Annotated in this window: 14 protein-coding genes; 10 read left to right on the forward strand and 4 right to left on the reverse strand. The window is 43.7% G+C overall.

The features are described 5' to 3' along the window. Positions 1 to 51: 51 nt before the first annotated feature. The 3 genes from NYE22_RS07825 to NYE22_RS07835 all read left to right on the forward strand — a co-directional run bounded on the left by NYE22_RS07825 (position 52) and on the right by NYE22_RS07835 (position 2,429). On the forward strand, positions 52 to 975 hold the full coding sequence (locus NYE22_RS07825; RefSeq protein ID WP_161986224.1) for an O-acetylserine dependent cystathionine beta-synthase: 924 nt from the start codon (positions 52 to 54) through the stop codon (positions 973 to 975). Position 976: 1 nt separating this feature from the next. Next, positions 977 to 2,116 carry a bifunctional cystathionine gamma-lyase/homocysteine desulfhydrase gene (locus NYE22_RS07830; RefSeq protein WP_161986223.1) on the forward strand — a complete coding sequence of 380 codons (1,140 nt, stop codon included), beginning with the start codon at positions 977 to 979 and terminating at the stop codon, positions 2,114 to 2,116. Positions 2,117 to 2,198: 82 nt separating this feature from the next. Then, positions 2,199 to 2,429 carry a YrhC family protein gene (locus NYE22_RS07835; RefSeq protein WP_003237358.1) on the forward strand — a complete coding sequence of 77 codons (231 nt, stop codon included), beginning with the start codon at positions 2,199 to 2,201 and terminating at the stop codon, positions 2,427 to 2,429. Positions 2,430 to 2,465: 36 nt separating this feature from the next. On the opposite strand, the gene NYE22_RS07840 is transcribed toward NYE22_RS07835, so the two are convergent. Further along, positions 2,466 to 2,948, reverse strand: a complete 483-nt coding sequence (locus NYE22_RS07840) for a DUF1641 domain-containing protein (RefSeq protein ID WP_003229812.1) — start codon at positions 2,946 to 2,948, stop codon at positions 2,466 to 2,468. A gap of 18 nt (positions 2,949 to 2,966) precedes the next feature. Beyond that, entirely contained in the window at positions 2,967 to 5,909 is a 2,943-nt protein-coding gene (gene fdhF, locus NYE22_RS07845) for a formate dehydrogenase subunit alpha (RefSeq protein ID WP_010886582.1), read from the reverse strand. A 315-nt stretch (positions 5,910 to 6,224) separates the two neighbouring features. Between fdhF and NYE22_RS07850 the strand changes: the two genes are divergently transcribed. The 7 genes from NYE22_RS07850 to cypB all read left to right on the forward strand — a co-directional run bounded on the left by NYE22_RS07850 (position 6,225) and on the right by cypB (position 13,228). After that, positions 6,225 to 6,593: a DUF2294 domain-containing protein gene (locus NYE22_RS07850; protein ID WP_003229814.1), complete on the forward strand. Its 369-nt coding sequence runs from the start codon at positions 6,225 to 6,227 to the stop codon at positions 6,591 to 6,593. Between the two features lie 262 nt (positions 6,594 to 6,855). Then, positions 6,856 to 7,656, forward strand: a complete 801-nt coding sequence (locus NYE22_RS07855) for a formate/nitrite transporter family protein (RefSeq protein WP_046160640.1) — start codon at positions 6,856 to 6,858, stop codon at positions 7,654 to 7,656. 389 nt (positions 7,657 to 8,045) lie between these two features. Beyond that, entirely contained in the window at positions 8,046 to 8,195 is a 150-nt protein-coding gene (locus NYE22_RS07860; protein WP_004399102.1) for a YrzI family small protein, read from the forward strand. Positions 8,196 to 8,351: 156 nt separating this feature from the next. Next, positions 8,352 to 8,510, forward strand: coding sequence for a hypothetical protein (locus tag NYE22_RS07865; RefSeq protein ID WP_003229817.1), 159 nt, complete (start codon positions 8,352 to 8,354; stop codon positions 8,508 to 8,510). Positions 8,511 to 8,698: 188 nt separating this feature from the next. Continuing rightward, complete coding sequence (locus NYE22_RS07870; protein ID WP_046160639.1) at positions 8,699 to 9,241, forward strand: methyltransferase domain-containing protein; 543 nt, start codon at positions 8,699 to 8,701, stop codon at positions 9,239 to 9,241. Positions 9,242 to 9,463: 222 nt separating this feature from the next. Next, a complete protein-coding gene (gene fatR / locus NYE22_RS07875; RefSeq protein WP_046160638.1) occupies positions 9,464 to 10,048 on the forward strand; it encodes a transcriptional regulator FatR in 585 nt (194 codons plus the stop codon). Between the two features lie 15 nt (positions 10,049 to 10,063). After that, entirely contained in the window at positions 10,064 to 13,228 is a 3,165-nt protein-coding gene (gene cypB / locus NYE22_RS07880; RefSeq protein WP_342412434.1) for a bifunctional cytochrome P450/NADPH--P450 reductase CypB, read from the forward strand. Between the two features lie 243 nt (positions 13,229 to 13,471). On the opposite strand, the gene NYE22_RS07885 is transcribed toward cypB, so the two are convergent. Beyond that, positions 13,472 to 13,762: a YrhK family protein gene (locus NYE22_RS07885; protein ID WP_087614863.1), complete on the reverse strand. Its 291-nt coding sequence runs from the start codon at positions 13,760 to 13,762 to the stop codon at positions 13,472 to 13,474. Positions 13,763 to 13,895: 133 nt separating this feature from the next. Continuing rightward, positions 13,896 to 15,800 carry a peptidoglycan O-acetyltransferase OatA gene (gene oatA, locus NYE22_RS07890; RefSeq protein WP_342412435.1) on the reverse strand — a complete coding sequence of 635 codons (1,905 nt, stop codon included), beginning with the start codon at positions 15,798 to 15,800 and terminating at the stop codon, positions 13,896 to 13,898. Positions 15,801 to 15,878 lie beyond the last annotated feature (78 nt).

The raw sequence follows: 15,878 nt of genomic DNA on the forward strand, positions 1-15,878 counted from the left end.
TTCTCCTCCGTTTTTCTCTAAAAACAACCTCTAATTAGGAGGAGGACATATATGACAGTGATTACGGACATTACCGAGCTGATTGGGAATACACCGCTTCTCCGCTTGAAGAACTTTGATGTTCCAGAAGGAGTCGCGGTGTATGCCAAGCTTGAAATGATGAATCCAGGGGGAAGCATCAAAGACAGACTGGGAGATATGCTGATTCGTGACGCGCTCGATTCAGGCAAGGTGAAACCCGGCGGAGTGATTATAGAAGCTACGGCAGGCAATACAGGGATCGGCCTTGCGTTAAGTGCCAGAAAATATGGGCTGAAAGCGATTTTCTGTGTCCCTGAACATTTCAGCAGAGAGAAACAGCAAATTATGCAAGCGCTTGGCGCATCAATCATTCATACACCGCGTCAAGACGGAATGCAGGGAGCCATTCAAAAAGCCATTCAGCTGGAGACTGAAATTGAAAATTCTTATTGCGTTTTGCAATTTAAAAACCAAGTAAATCCATCGACTTACTATAAGACGCTTGGACCTGAAATGTGGGAAGCGCTTGACGGGAATATTCATACGTTTGTCGCAGGGGCAGGATCAGGGGGCACGTTCGCAGGAACAGCTTCCTTCTTAAAAGAAAAAAATCCAGCAGTCAAAACGGTGATTGTTGAACCGGAGGGCTCGATTTTAAACGGAGGAGAGCCTCACGCTCATAAAACAGAAGGCATCGGCATGGAGTTTATCCCCGATTATATGGATAAGAGCCATTTTGACGCGATCTACACCGTAACAGATGAGAATGCGTTTAGACTTGTGAAAGAAGCGGCAGAAAAAGAAGGCCTGCTGATCGGAAGCTCTTCAGGTGCAGCACTTTATGCGGCATTGGAGGAAGCGAAAAAAGCATCCGCTGGAACTAACATTGTCACAGTATTTCCTGACAGCAGCGATCGATATATCAGCAAACAAATATACGAAGGAGGCATCTGATATGAAGAAAAAAACATTGATGATACATGGCGGAATCACAGGTGATGAGAAAACAGGCGCAGTTTCCGTGCCCATTTATCAAGTCAGCACGTACAAGCAGCCGAAAGCAGGACAGCATACAGGCTACGAGTATTCAAGAACGGCCAATCCGACTCGAACCGCTCTCGAAGCACTTGTGACAGAACTGGAAAGCGGGGAAGCAGGCTATGCGTTCAGCTCAGGAATGGCTGCCATTACAGCGGTTATGATGCTGTTTAACAGCGGAGATCATGTCGTGTTGACTGATGATGTGTACGGCGGAACATATCGCGTGATGACAAAGGTGCTTAACCGTCTTGGCATTGAATCAACATTTGTTGATACGAGCAGCAGGGAAGAAGTTGAAAAAGCGATTCGCCCTAATACAAAAGCCATTTATATTGAAACACCGACAAACCCGTTGCTCAAAATCACCGACCTGACGCTCATGGCTGATATCGCAAAAAAAGCGGGTGTTCTGCTTATCGTAGACAATACCTTTAACACTCCTTATTTGCAGCAGCCGCTTACTTTAGGCGCTGATATCGTACTTCACAGTGCGACAAAATATCTTGGCGGACACAGTGATGTCGTCGGAGGTTTAGTTGTGACAGCTTCGAAAGAGCTTGGAGAAGAGCTGCATTTTGTGCAAAACTCCACAGGCGGCGTGCTTGGCCCTCAAGATTCCTGGCTGTTAATGAGAGGAATCAAAACGTTGGGACTCAGAATGGAAGCGATCGATCAAAATGCGCGGAAAATCGCAAGCTTTCTTGAGAATCACCCTGCTGTCCAAACGTTATATTACCCTGGTTCTTCAAATCATCCCGGACATGAGCTTGCAAAAACGCAAGGATCGGGCTTCGGCGGCATGATCTCCTTTGATATTGGCAGTGAAGAACGGGTTGATGCGTTTTTAGGAAATCTGAAACTGTTTACCATTGCTGAAAGCCTGGGGGCGGTTGAAAGCTTAATTTCTGTTCCTGCAAGAATGACACATGCCTCTATTCCGAGAGAACGCCGGCTTGAGCTCGGCATTACGGACGGCTTGATCAGAATTTCTGTAGGAATTGAAGATGCGGAAGACTTGTTGGAAGATATCGGCCAAGCGCTTGAAAATATATAACAAATGGATAGAATTACTTTCTCTGTAAGCCGCCGGATTATATTATAATAGTCGTATACTATGAATCTGGCAGGTGATTCTTTTGAACAAAAATAGAATGAAATCTTTAAAAGAAGACTACAAGCATTTTGCTTTTACATTGCTTGCAGTCAGCACTTTTTTATATATAGGCGCAGTTCTCCCTGATCAAGGCTTAACATTAGGCCAGAAATCGACGATGTTTTTAGCGGATTGCGTATTTTTAGCCGGTGCCTTCTTTTGCGCTGACCGTTCACTTATTTACAAGAAGCGTTTGGAAGAAGCCGACGAATAAAAAAACAGCCATCATCAAGCGATGGCTGTTTTTCTGTTATTGTTCTCGAAGTTCTTTTCCCATGCCTTTTAAAAACTGAAGGCCGAAGCCGACGGCTCTGTTGATGTCAGGGTCGTTCATTGCTTTTAACAGGTCGAGAACCCCGACTTTCTTGTCTTCTTTTAAAAAGCTTTGTGCCTGTTCAGTCCCAGCCATTACGCTTTCTAAAAGCTTTGCTGTAAACTCAGGATCGGCTTTTGTCAATGCGCCTCCGGCGGCCATCATCGTGTTGATGAGGTTGGTGACAGGCTCGCGGGAAACTTGGCCAAGCGCAATCTTGGCAATGTCTTCCTTCGCTCTGAGCATGCTTGTTGCCGCATCAAAAATTCCAAGATCATTGAGTTCATTCATTAACGTCATCGTTTTAGAGACGGCGTCCTCATTTTCCGCCAGCAGCTCTTTCAGTTCTTCTATTTTTTCAAGCTTAATTTGCTCAGCTGTTTTTGTTTCTTTTTTGATCGTCGTAATCGGAGTGGCCATTCGTTTTCCTCCTATCGTTTAATCAGTCAGATGGACATAGCCAGGGCGGTTCCATTTTCTTTCCGCTTCGACTCCGTTTTGCGGATGCCGTTTTTTGTTGCGCGGATTGGTTTTTGGAAGCGGCGCTGTTTCACAGCCGCCAAGCACTTCCATGCGGACCTTTGTCTGTTTATAAGCAGGCGTGTTCGTCCGTTTATCAGCTGCAGGGCCCGTCAAGAAGTTAATCGCTGACTCCTTGTCTGTCGAGTTCATTGGCAGATAGAGTTCATTTTTCCGTACCCGGTCTGTGATCAGCGCGTTCAATTTGACTGCTCCGAACGGAGAAACGAGCCGTACAAGCGAACCGTCACAAACACCTCGCTCTTGTGCAAGCTCAGGTGAGATCTCAACGAATACATTCGGCACTTTCGCTTGGATGCCTTTCGATTTATTTGTCATGTTTCCTTCGTGGAAATGCTCCAGCATCCGGCCGTTATTGATATGAAGGTCATATTCCTCCGGAAATGCCGCTGGCTCGGTCCAATCAGAAAGGGCAAAGCGGGCTTTTTTGTCAGGGAAATTAAATCCGTCTTCATACAGAAGCGGTGTGCTTTCACCTGTGAAGCTGCCCCATAGGAAGCTGTTCCAGCCTTCAAGCACCTCATAGCTTGCTTTGGCAAACAGAGGAGAAAGACTCGCCATTTCAGAGAAAATGTCACTCGGATGGCTGTAATTCCAATTCGCTCCTAAACGGTTTGCCACCTCTTGAATAATCCACCAGTCCGGTTTTGCGTCACCAAGCGTCGGAAGCGCCTGGTACAATCGCTGGACACGGCGTTCTGTGTTGGTAAATGTTCCGTCTTTTTCAAGTGAAGGAGTGGCCGGCAAGACGACATCAGCATATTGAGCTGTTCTTGACAGGAAGATGTCCTGTACCACGAAGAAATCAAGGCTTGATAAAATATCATGCACATGGTTCGCGTTTGAATCGACCAGTGCCATATCCTCACCGACAAGATACATAGCTTTCATTTTTCCTTCTTCAATGGCATGAAGCATTTGAATATTATCTAAACCAGGCTTTCCATCAATCTCGACACCATACGCCTCTTCAAATTTAGCGCGGGCCTTGTCATCTGTAATATGCTGATATCCCGGCAGCCAGCCTGGCAATGTTCCCATATCACATGCGCCTTGCACGTTATTGTGTCCGCGCAGAGGATAAGCGCCGGCACCTGGACGGCGATAGTTGCCCGTAGCGAGAAGCAGGTTTGAAATGGCTGCTGATGTATCAGAACCGCCTGTATTTTGTGTGACACCCATTCCCCAAAGGACACAAGTGCCGTCAGCATCACGAATCATTTCAGCAATTTGAATGATGTTTTCTTTTGAAAGGCCTGTGATGCGTTCTGCATAATCAAGCGTATACGTTTTAAGGGTTTCTTTATAATCTTCAAAGTAATTGACGTTCTCATCAATAAACGCCTGATCGTGCCAGCCTTGGTCGATCATATATTTCGTAACAGCCATCAGCCAAACTTGGTCTGTGCCTTGTTTAGGGCTGATGAACAGATCGGATCGCTCAGCCATCTCATTTTTACGCAGGTCAGCAACAATCAGTTTTTGACCGTGGAGCTTGTGTGCCCGTTTGACGCGTGTTGCGAGCACTGGGTGTCCTTCCGCCGGATTGGCACCGACAATGATGACGAGGCCTGCTTTGGCAATATCTTTAATCGTGCCGGCGTCACCGCCCATGCCGACAGTGCGGAACAATCCGTCTGTAGCAGGAGACTGGCAGTAGCGTGAGCAGTTATCGACGTTGTTTGTTTCAAATACCTGACGCGCTAGTTTTTGAATGACGTAGTTTTCTTCATTCGTAATTTTAGAAGAAGAAATAAACCCTACAGAGCCTTTACCGTACTGCTCTTTGATTGATCCTAATCTGCTTGCGACAAGATCGAGGGCTTCTTCCCAAGAAGATTCCACAAAGGCTCCGTTTTTACGGATTAAAGGCTTTGTGATCCGCTCTTTTGAATTGACAAAATCCCAGCCGAATTTCCCTTTGACACATGTGGAAATCGCGTTAACCGGAGCATCAGAAACAGGCTGGATCTTTAAAATATCCCGTCCTTTTGTCCATACTTCAAATGAACACCCGACACCGCAGAACGTACATACAGTTTTCGTTTTTTTCGTTCTTGTTTCACGCATTGCCGCTTCGACTTCAGAAATGGCAAAAATGCTGCCATACCCCGGTTCAACATTTTTCACGAGATCAATCATCGGTTCCATGACGTCCTCTTTAATGCCTGTCATAAAACCAGCCTGCCCGAGCATTGATTTTTCCATCAGTGCATTACATGGACATACTGTTACACACTGACCGCAGCTGACACAGGAAGATTCATTGATCGGAACTCCCTCATCCCAAATGACGCGAGGGCGTTCGCGTTCCCAGTCGATTGAGAGTGTTTCATTTACCTGAAGGTTTTGACAGACCTCAACACACTGGCCGCAGGCAATACATTGGTTTGGATCATAGCGGTAAAAAGGGTGAGACATATCAACCGCGCAAGAAGGATCTTCTTTTGGCGTGTATGGGTATTTTTGATGCTCGATCCCCATCATTTCCGCTGTATTATGCAGCGTACAGTTGCCATTGTTGTTATCGCAAACTGTACAATACAGCAAATGATTTTCAAGAAGGCGGTCCATCGCTTCGGTTTGCGCTTCTTTCACTCGATTTCCTGAAAGATCAATAGACATCCCGTTTTCTGCAACCGTCGCGCATGAACGAACCAGCTTGCCGTTTGCCTCTACTATGCAAGTATCACAAGTTTGAATCGGGTCAACCTCTGGTACGTGGCAAATCTGCGGGTACTCAATTCCGTTTTCATTTAAAATATCTAAAATTGTGGCCCCTGCTCGTGCTTGAATTTCTGTTCCGTCTACACGGACACTGATCGACTTAACGTCCATCATATTCATATTCCCCTCCATCTTTCTTTCAAGAAGTCAAAAAAAGCCATGTATAGATACACCTGCCCTTAATTCTAAGAAGGTGTAAACACACATGGCGGAATAGTTCACTAGCAAGTCTTACTAACAGACCAATCCTTGATTTTTATAAAACGATAGACTCATAACAAGATCCTATTACAAATCCATCAACACTGCTTTTATTATAATGTGATATTTATTATAATACAATATGGCAGGAAAATTTTAACCAAGTGAAATGTCCTGAGGGGAACCGGGAAAAGCCTTTATAAGGCAATATCGGAAGGGGTAATCAGCATGTCTAAAAAAATTCATGAATTCAATGATATTATTCGAAAACTTCGTAAAGAATTGTTCGGAAAAGGGCCTGAGAGAATTCATACTGTATTTGTAGAAAACATGGCAGTTTCAACACTATACGGAAATCTGAGTGCAAGCGAGCAGTTTATCGCCCGCACGCCTGAAGGAAGAGAGATGGTACATGCGGCCCGGACAAGCCTAATTCAAGACCTTTATTCCAAACAAACACCGGAAGGAATGGAGGAACTCATGGGAGCTAAGCTAGTCCATTTGTTTTCTGATATTAAAATTGAGGAAAACATAGCTGTATCTGTATTTGTTTTTGACCGAAAAATAGATGAGCAAAAAGAAGTTCTGCAAAGCTAGTATATTTGTCATTGACACAAATTTGTCACATTTGTTATGATGTTGCTACAGTTATAGAAGGCTAAAGCAATGGAATGTATGCACGAACTGTATATATTCTCTTTCAATATCTTATATACTGCTTGATATTGTTGTATGGGTATGCATACAAGTTAGGCAGCATTCAAACGCCTGGTTTGACACAGGTTATTTGAGTGCTGCCTTTTTTATTGCCTTTCTTGCATAACTGTCAGAAAAGAAGAAGTAATGGAGGCGTTTAATTATGGCTTTTCGAAAACCGGATGAAATAGCGGAAGCAGCAATTGAAGCAGGGATGAAAAAAATCAAGCTCCCGCTGCCGTCACTGCTTGTGCTGGGGTTTTTAGGCGGTGCATTTATCGCGCTTGGGTATTTGCTTGATATCAGGGTAATTGGCGATCTTCCGAAAGAATGGGGGAGCCTGTCCAGTTTGATTGGTGCAGCAGTATTTCCAGTCGGCCTGATCCTTGTCGTTCTCGCTGGCGCTGAACTGATCACAGGCAATATGATGTCAGTTGCGATGGCGTTATTTTCGAGAAAAATATCAGTAAAAGAGTTAGCGATTAACTGGGGAATCGTCACAATTATGAACTTAATCGGCGCATTGTTTGTTGCTTACTTTTTCGGGCATTTGGTTGGATTGACTGAAACAGGTCCTTATTTAGAAAAAACGATTGCCGTTGCCCAAGGAAAGCTTGATATGAGCTTTGGCAAGGTTCTCATTTCCGCCATCGGCTGTAACTGGCTTGTATGTCTTGCAGTGTGGCTTTCTTTCGGCGCCCAAGACGCAGCAGGAAAAATCCTTGGCATCTGGTTCCCAATCATGGCTTTTGTGGCTATCGGATTTCAGCACGTTGTCGCCAACATGTTTGTGATTCCTGCTGCCATTTTTGCAGGTTCATTCACGTGGGGGCAGTTCATCGGAAACATCATTCCGGCTTTTATCGGTAATGTCATCGGCGGAGCTGTATTTGTCGGTCTCATTTATTTTATTGCATATCATAAGAAAGACCACTCCAGAAAAGAAATGAAGCAGGTGTCATGACCAACGGGCAAATCCATTCGATGATTTGCACAATTTCCGTCCATTTTTAGAAAAAGATGTTTACAAAATGGAATTTGGTGGATATACTTACAAAGTAAGAAAAAAGCAAAGGAGGCTGAACCAAAATGACAATGAGACAACGACGTCAACCTGTACGTGATACACATGTAAAAGTTCATGATTTATTCAGCCTGTGGAAGAGTTCGTGTCCTTCCTTAACCGATGCTTATCGCACGCATTAAATTCGGAATAGTCGGACATACGCAACTCCCCGCAGGCAGTAGAGGCATTGGTGTCTTCTTTTGTCTGCGGTTTTTATTTGCCCGCGGCAGAAGGGTTGTGCCGCGGGTTATTTCGCTTGATGCGGACTTTGAAAGGGGGTGAGCGATATGACGATTAACCTATTCTTTTTAACGTTAACGATTAAAAAACGGTTTAAAAGCCTGGAAGAATTCGAACGAGAACAGCAGATTGAGCAGATTTATGATGAAATGAAAGAGTCTCAGTTAAAGCATCTTTATTTAACGAACTGGCGCTAAAAGCAACGAAAAAAACTGAAGGGGGAATGGCATATGCTTAGAAGGGAATTATTGATGCATTATACAATGGAGAAGGATCAAGTTTAGCGAAATAGCTGTCAAGAAAATGCGCGCCTGCATATAGTAAATCAACGTTATTGTGAGGCAGGTGATGGCATGATGAACGATTATCAAAAAAGACTGCCGTCGATTGGCCATGGTTATGCGTCCATGCCGCATTCCTTCAAACATGGTTATGGAAATCCATTCCGACAGCAGAGGCTGATGGCAATGCAGCAGCAAAGGCTGTATGTATTCCCTTATCATTGGCATTAGAAAGAGGGCAGAAAACATTATGTTTTCTGCTTTTTTTGCGGAAAAAAATGAAAAAGTTTAGTTCTATTGAAACATTTTTCAATACATTGCCGTCTAGTTGGTACCTTCCTTCACTTTTAGAAATGAAGATGATGTTTATTTTTTTAAGATAATAAATAAACATAGGAAACCAAAAGCAGGTGTTTAAATTGCTAGAAAATAGACTCTATAAACGATCCAATTTTCGGAAATTATTTTCTCGGAAATATAAGCTAACCAAAACAATTGAGCATATGATGATTGACTCTATAGATATACAAGAAAATGACAGAATTTTAGAAATTGGAATCGGAAATGGCACTGTCTTTAAAAGCATAACCAAGAAACTAGAAAAGGGAAGCCTAAAAAGCATTGATCCTTCAAAGCGAAAGGTAAGACAGATATCACGTGCGAATCGAAAGAATATGGGGAACGGGGAGGTTTTTCATGGCTATCCAGAGGACATTCCCTTTGATGACCGTACCTTTAATAAAGTCTTTTCTTTACATACAGTTCAGAGCTGCACCGATATTAGGCTTGCATTAAGAGAAATTTACAGGGTGCTTCAAATTGACGGCCGGTTTTATATCAGTATTGACACAAATACCGGTGAAAAAGAGAAAACGTATATTCAACTGCTGAAAGATCAGCATTTTAGGGATCTTTCTGTTATCAGGCGTGATTCCTGTCTATGTATTGTGGCTGTTAAATAAAAAATTTCTCGGGAAATATATCCAAGATTCTTACATCTGGATTTGGGTATATTTTCTTAATTTTTTATTTTTTGCATATACTTTATATTAAAAAAAGTTTTTTTCATTTAAACTTATAACAGAAGAAAGAACAAAGAGGTGATTTCAGACAGGGCAGACATTCTTTGTGAACAAAAGGAATGAATATTCATTCCGCAAACGAATCGGAGGTTGTCAGATTACATGTTATCCGCATCCAGCAGTAAATACGACATGATTATGAAAGCGTCAGTCTCACTTTTTACGGAAAGGGGTTTTGACGCTACCACCATTCCTATGATAGCTGAACGTGCTCATGTAGGGACAGGAACGATCTATCGTTATTTTGACAGCAAAGAAACACTCGTAAACGTGCTGTTTCAAGAAAGCATCCAGCGATTTACGGAAAAACTGAAGCAAGACGTTTCAGAATTGCCTGTCAGAGAAGGCTTTCACCACGTATTTTGCTGTCTCGTTCAGTTTACGAAAGAGAGCGACTATGCGCTTTTTTTTCTTGAAACCAAAAAAGATGCTCATTACTTAAATCATACAAGCAAAAAAATGATAGAAAATCTGACTCAAATGTTTGATGACTATTTTAATAAGGGAAAAGCGGAAGGCGTGATTCGCAGCCTGCCCTCTAATGTGTTAATTGCGATTGTATTAGGGGCGTTTCTCAAGATATATCAGCTCGTTCAAACAGGTGATATAGAGATGGACACTGATTTAATTACTGAATTGGAACAATGCTGCTGGGACGCCATTAAGCTTCATTCATCACAAAAATAGGAAAGGGAGATGTTAATGAAACAGGCAAGCGCAATACCTCAGCCCAAAACATACGGACCTTTAAAAAATCTTCCGCATCTTGAAAAAGAACAGCTTTCTCAATCCTTATGGCGGATAGCTGATGAATTGGGGCCGATTTTCCGTTTTGATTTTCCGGGAGTATCCAGTGTTTTTGTATCGGGCCACAATCTTGTGGCTGAAGTGTGTGATGAAAGCCGCTTTGACAAGAACCTTGGCAAAGGCTTGCAAAAGGTGCGCGAATTCGGGGGAGATGGCTTATTTACAAGCTGGACGCACGAACCGAACTGGCAAAAAGCCCACCGCATTTTGCTGCCGAGTTTTAGTCAAAAAGCGATGAAAGGCTACCATTCTATGATGCTGGATATCGCAACCCAGCTGATTCAAAAATGGAGCCGGTTAAACTCTAATGAAGAAATTGATGTAGCAGACGATATGACACGTCTGACGCTTGATACGATTGGGTTGTGCGGGTTTAACTATCGATTCAACAGCTTTTACCGTGATTCACAGCATCCTTTTATCACCAGTATGCTCCGTGCCTTAAAAGAGGCGATGAATCAATCAAAAAGACTGGGCCTGCAAGATAAGATGATGGTGAAAACGAAGCTGCAGTTTCAAAAGGATATAGAAGTCATGAACTCCCTGGTTGATAGAATGATAGCGGAGCGAAAGGCGAATCCGGATGATAACATCAAGGATCTCTTGTCTCTCATGCTTTATGCCAAAGATCCAGTAACCGGTGAAACGCTGGATGATGAAAACATAAGGTATCAAATCATCACATTTTTAATTGCTGGACATGAGACAACAAGCGGTTTGCTTTCCTTTGCGATTTATTGTCTGCTTACACATCCAGAAAAACTGAAAAAAGCTCAGGAGGAAGCGGATCGCGTGTTAACGGATGACACGCCTGAATATAAACAAATCCAGCAGCTCAAATACACTCGGATGGTTTTAAATGAAACCCTCAGACTGTATCCAACAGCTCCGGCTTTTTCTCTATATGCGAAGGAGGATACTGTTCTAGGCGGGGAATATCCGATCAGCAAAGGGCAGCCAGTCACTGTTTTAATTCCAAAACTGCACCGGGACCAAAACGCTTGGGGGCCGGATGCGGAAGATTTCCGTCCGGAACGGTTTGAGGATCCTTCAAGTATCCCTCACCATGCGTATAAGCCGTTTGGAAACGGACAGCGCGCTTGTATTGGCATGCAGTTTGCTCTTCAAGAAGCGACAATGGTTCTCGGTCTTGTATTAAAGCATTTTGAATTGATTAACCATACTGGCTACGAACTAAAAATCAAAGAAGCATTAACGATCAAGCCGGATGATTTTAAAATTACTGTGAAACCGCGGAAAACAGCGGCAATCAATGTACAGAGAAAAGAACAGGCAGAAATCAAAGCAGAAACAAAGCCAAAAGAAACCAAACCTAAACACGGCACACCTTTACTCGTTCTTTACGGTTCAAACCTTGGGACAGCTGAGGGAATAGCCGGTGAATTGGCTGCTCAAGGCCGCCAGATGGGCTTTACAGCTGAAACGGCTCCGCTTGATGATTATATCGGCAAGCTCCCTGAAGAAGGGGCAGTCGTCATTGTAACGGCTTCTTATAATGGGTCGCCGCCTGATAATGCTGCCGGCTTTGTAGAGTGGCTGAAAGAGCTTGAGGAAGGCCAATTGAAAGGTGTTTCCTATGCGGTATTCGGCTGCGGGAACCGGAGCTGGGCCAGCACGTATCAGCGGATTCCCCGCCTGATTGATGACATGATGAAAGCAAAGGGGGCATCGCGTTTAACAGAGATTGGGGAAGGTGACGCCGCCGATGATTTTGAAAGCCATCGCGAGTCTTGGGAAAACCGCTTCTGGAAGGAAACGATGGACGCATTTGATATTAACGAAATAGCCCAGAAAGAAGACAGGCCTTCATTATCGATTACTTTTCTCAGTGAAGCGACGGAAACGCCGGTTGCTAAAGCATATGGCGCGTTTGAAGGGGTTGTGTTAGAGAATCGAGAACTCCAGACAGCTGACAGCACGCGTTCAACCCGCCATATTGAATTGGAAATTCCGGCTGGTAAAACATATAAAGAAGGCGATCATATCGGAATCATGCCGAAGAACAGCAGGGAGCTTGTTCAGCGGGTTCTCAGCCGATTCGGTTTGCAGTCCAATCATGTGATAAAAGTAAGCGGAAGCGCTCATATGGCTCATCTGCCGATGGATCGGCCGATCAAAGTAGTGGATTTATTGTCGTCCTATGTAGAGCTGCAGGAACCGGCATCAAGGCTTCAGCTTCGGGAGCTGGCCTCTTATACAGTTTGTCCGCCGCATCAAAAAGAGCTGGACCAGCTCGTTTCAGATGATGGCATTTACAAAGAGCAGGTACTTGCAAAACGTCTTACCATGCTTGATTTTTTAGAGGATTATCCTGCTTGCGCAATGCCGTTTGAACGGTTTTTAGCACTTTTGCCATCACTAAAACCGAGATACTATTCCATTTCAAGCTCACCGAAAGTTCATGCAAATATCGTGAGCATGACGGTAGGAGTTGTGAAAGCCTCAGCATGGAGCGGCCGAGGTGAATACCGGGGTGTCGCCTCTAATTATTTAGCAGAGTTGAATACAGGTGATGCAGCAGCCTGCTTCATTCGTACGCCGCAGTCCGGATTCCAGATGCCGGATGAGCCTGAAACGCCTATGATTATGGTCGGGCCGGGCACAGGAATTGCGCCATTCAGGGGCTTTATTCAGGCAAGATCGGTTTTGAAGAAGGAAGGAAGCACCCTTGGTGAAGCACTTTTATACTTCGGCTGCCGCCGCCCGGACCATGACGACCTTTACAGAGAAGAGCTGGATCAAGCGGAACAGGAAGGTTTGGTCACAATCCGCCGATGCTACTCGCGCGTCGAAAACGAACCAAAAGAATATGTCCAGCACTTGCTCAAGCAAGATACGCAGAAATTGATGACACTCATTGAAAAAGGGGCTCATATTTACGTATGCGGTGATGGATCACAAATGGCTCCTGATGTAGAGAAGACTTTGCGATTGGCGTATGAAGCTGAAAAAGGAGCAAGTCAGGAAGAATCAGCTGAATGGCTGCAAAAGCTGCAAGATCAAAGACGTTATGTGAAAGACGTTTGGACAGGAATGTAAAATATAAAATCCCGCCAATCTGATTGGCGGGATTGCTTTGCATATGAGAAAACCGGCACGATAATGAAATCTACTGAAAAGGATGTTATAGGGAGTATCGTGCCGGCCTTATTATTCATATCGGCATGCAGAGGCAAAAGTTTAGTTCTTTTTACCTTATTTTTAAAAATAAATAGTCTAAAAGTCTTGTTTTTGATTTTCAACTCAGGCTTTTGGCATTTTGTTCTTGCTTATTCCTTAAGATCAGTCATCTGTTGAAGATTGATGCTTGAATTGCTGTTCCACATGCTTACGGTAATGAAAGTCATGAATCAGCCGAATGGTCGGCCTGATTAACAGCAGCAAACTTCCGATCGCAAACAGCCATATCCCTGCCGACATTAATCGATCATAAAAAAAGAAAAAGCTCCCGACGAGAAACAAAGCACCAATGATAAAATCGTTTACTGTATAAAGAATCTTATATCGTTTTTTGAAAAAAAGTTCATATCGTTTCAGCTCTTTTTGGAAGTCATGTTCTTCATTTACTGTCACCATCATCCCTCCATTCTATTTTGGCTTACCCTTACGTAAACGGAATGTAAACATAAGGGCAGCCTTGCTGAAAGGAGACATAATCAACGATCAGAAACTAAAGTGAAAAAGTGATCCGCATAGGATCTCTTTTTTATGATTTCATCGCCTGAACAATAAGAGCGGTCAAAGCTTTTGCCCCTTTAGGAACCAAGTGAACACCATCAGGGGTAAAATATTCCGGATGCTGAAGGGCTTCTGTATGCCAGTCAACTAACGTAACATTTTGATGTGCGCTTGCCTGGTGCTGTAAAGATTCATTAACCTTGCTTTCCCATTGGCGGGGAACCCGTGTATTGACAAGATAGATATGGGCTTTTGAGAAAGATTGAAGCAGTTGTTCGATTTGGCTGTTTGTAAAGTAGCCATTGGTTCCAAGCTCAATGATGACAGCCTTGTTCGGCTGATTAAAAGACTTGTACTCCCTTGCGAGTTCCAAAGCTTGAGACATTTGTCTTCCTACCTTTCCATCAATCGTCACATGTGAAAATGACTGACGCAGGTGTGAAGAAATATCAAGCATGACGGAATCTCCTATAGCTAAAACTTCTTTCGCAGTGTCTGCTGGTTTTTTCTGCTGTTGGGATTGCGTGTCTTTCTTTTTATGAGTCTCTTGCCCACTATCTTTGTTATCCTTTTGACGTTGATCCGATTCTGTTGTCTTTTGTTCAGGATAGTGTTTTTTATCTGCTGCAGCGTTCTTTTTATCCCCAGAAGCCTGGCTGGAGTCAGCATTTGTTTCTTGTGAGCTATAGGTCCATTTGGTAGGGTGCTTTTGCTCGCCGGCTAACCCAGACAGCCCTCCTGCAAAAATAAGTATAGCGAAAATAATGAAACCAATTGACAGTTTGCTGATGACAGATGTCGTTTTCCATTCCTTGATTCTATGTATAAAAACACGGCGGAAAAATGACCTAAATCCCTGTGTCCGTATCGGCTTCTCAATAAAATGATAGGAAAGCTCGGCAAGTATACATGTCACAATGACCTTTAGCACGATATGCCAAAAAACAGGGTTTCCGATTTCTTGAACTGGCGTGCTTAACACAATAACAGGGTAGTGCCAAAGATAAATTCCGTAAGACCTCGTTCCAAGCCACCGAAGCGGCCTCCATGAAAGCAGATTGCCTAAAAAGCTGCTCGGATGGCAAACACATGCAATAAGGATTGCGGCAGTCACGCTAATGAATAGCATTCCGCCTCTGTAAAGAAAAGGCTCGTATTCATCTGTGAAATAGACACACAACACTAAAATACAAAATGCCAAAAATTCAGTGGCGTGCAAAGTGTGCTTCAGTTTGCTTGGCAGCCTGTTGGAAGACAGCCTTTTCATCGGCCATACCAAAGCCAAGGCACATCCGATGAGAAGTTCAAACGAACGAGTGTCTGTGCCATAGTAAACGCGGCTCGGATCTCCGCCAGGTTCATACAGTACGCTCATCATCACGGCTGAACAAAGCGCAAGCAATGATATCACCGCAGCCAATCTGGCGCGGCTTTTCATTATGTACATTCCAACAACTAAGAACATCGGCCATATGATATAAAATTGTTCTTCAATCGCCAGCGACCAAAGGTTTTTTAGAGGTGATGGGGAACCGAAACTATCAAAATATGATAGCTTGTGAAAAATAAACCACCAATTGCTCATATAAAAGAGAGAAGAGATCGCATCTCCACGTACAGTGTGCAATAGTTCACGATCAAACAATACGACCCACACAACAGTGGAAAAGATCATAAGGTACGCTGCCGGCAGAAGCCGCCGAATGCGGCGCACCCAAAAGTCCCGAAAATCAAGATTGATATCATTTCCATATGCCGGTAATAGAATGGATGTAATCAAATATCCGGATAAAACAAAAAAGATATCAACTCCGATAAAACCACCGTTAGCCCAATTGAAATTTAGGTGATAAGCGATAACTGACAGGACGGCAAAAGCGCGAAGGCCATCAAGTCCAGGGATGTATCGATGATGCTGTGTCTTGTGATACATGGGTATTCCTCCAATAGTATGCAAATATTCTCGTTGTTTTTGATAGCGAGGTTACGACCTCGAATAGAGAAGAGAGAA

Origin of the sequence: Bacillus sp. FSL K6-1560, assembly GCF_038592935.1 — a bacterium.
GTDB lineage: Bacteria > Bacillota > Bacilli > Bacillales > Bacillaceae > Bacillus > Bacillus subtilis.

Excerpts from the sequence above, each read along its gene's own strand:
- NYE22_RS07865 (WP_003229817.1), top strand. The coding sequence starts at position 8,352 with ATGATGAACGATTATCAAAAAAGACTGCCGTCGATTGGCCATGGTTAT.
- NYE22_RS07850 (WP_003229814.1), top strand. The coding sequence starts at position 6,225 with ATGTCTAAAAAAATTCATGAATTCAATGATATTATTCGAAAACTTCGT.
- NYE22_RS07830 (WP_161986223.1), top strand. The coding sequence starts at position 977 with ATGAAGAAAAAAACATTGATGATACATGGCGGAATCACAGGTGATGAG.
- fdhF (WP_010886582.1), bottom strand. The coding sequence starts at position 5,909 with ATGATGGACGTTAAGTCGATCAGTGTCCGTGTAGACGGAACAGAAATT.
- NYE22_RS07855 (WP_046160640.1), top strand. The coding sequence starts at position 6,856 with ATGGCTTTTCGAAAACCGGATGAAATAGCGGAAGCAGCAATTGAAGCA.
- cypB (WP_342412434.1), top strand. The coding sequence starts at position 10,064 with ATGAAACAGGCAAGCGCAATACCTCAGCCCAAAACATACGGACCTTTA.
- oatA (WP_342412435.1), bottom strand. The coding sequence starts at position 15,800 with ATGTATCACAAGACACAGCATCATCGATACATCCCTGGACTTGATGGC.
- fatR (WP_046160638.1), top strand. The coding sequence starts at position 9,464 with ATGTTATCCGCATCCAGCAGTAAATACGACATGATTATGAAAGCGTCA.
- NYE22_RS07860 (WP_004399102.1), top strand. The coding sequence starts at position 8,046 with ATGACGATTAACCTATTCTTTTTAACGTTAACGATTAAAAAACGGTTT.
- NYE22_RS07825 (WP_161986224.1), top strand. The coding sequence starts at position 52 with ATGACAGTGATTACGGACATTACCGAGCTGATTGGGAATACACCGCTT.
- NYE22_RS07840 (WP_003229812.1), bottom strand. The coding sequence starts at position 2,948 with ATGGCCACTCCGATTACGACGATCAAAAAAGAAACAAAAACAGCTGAG.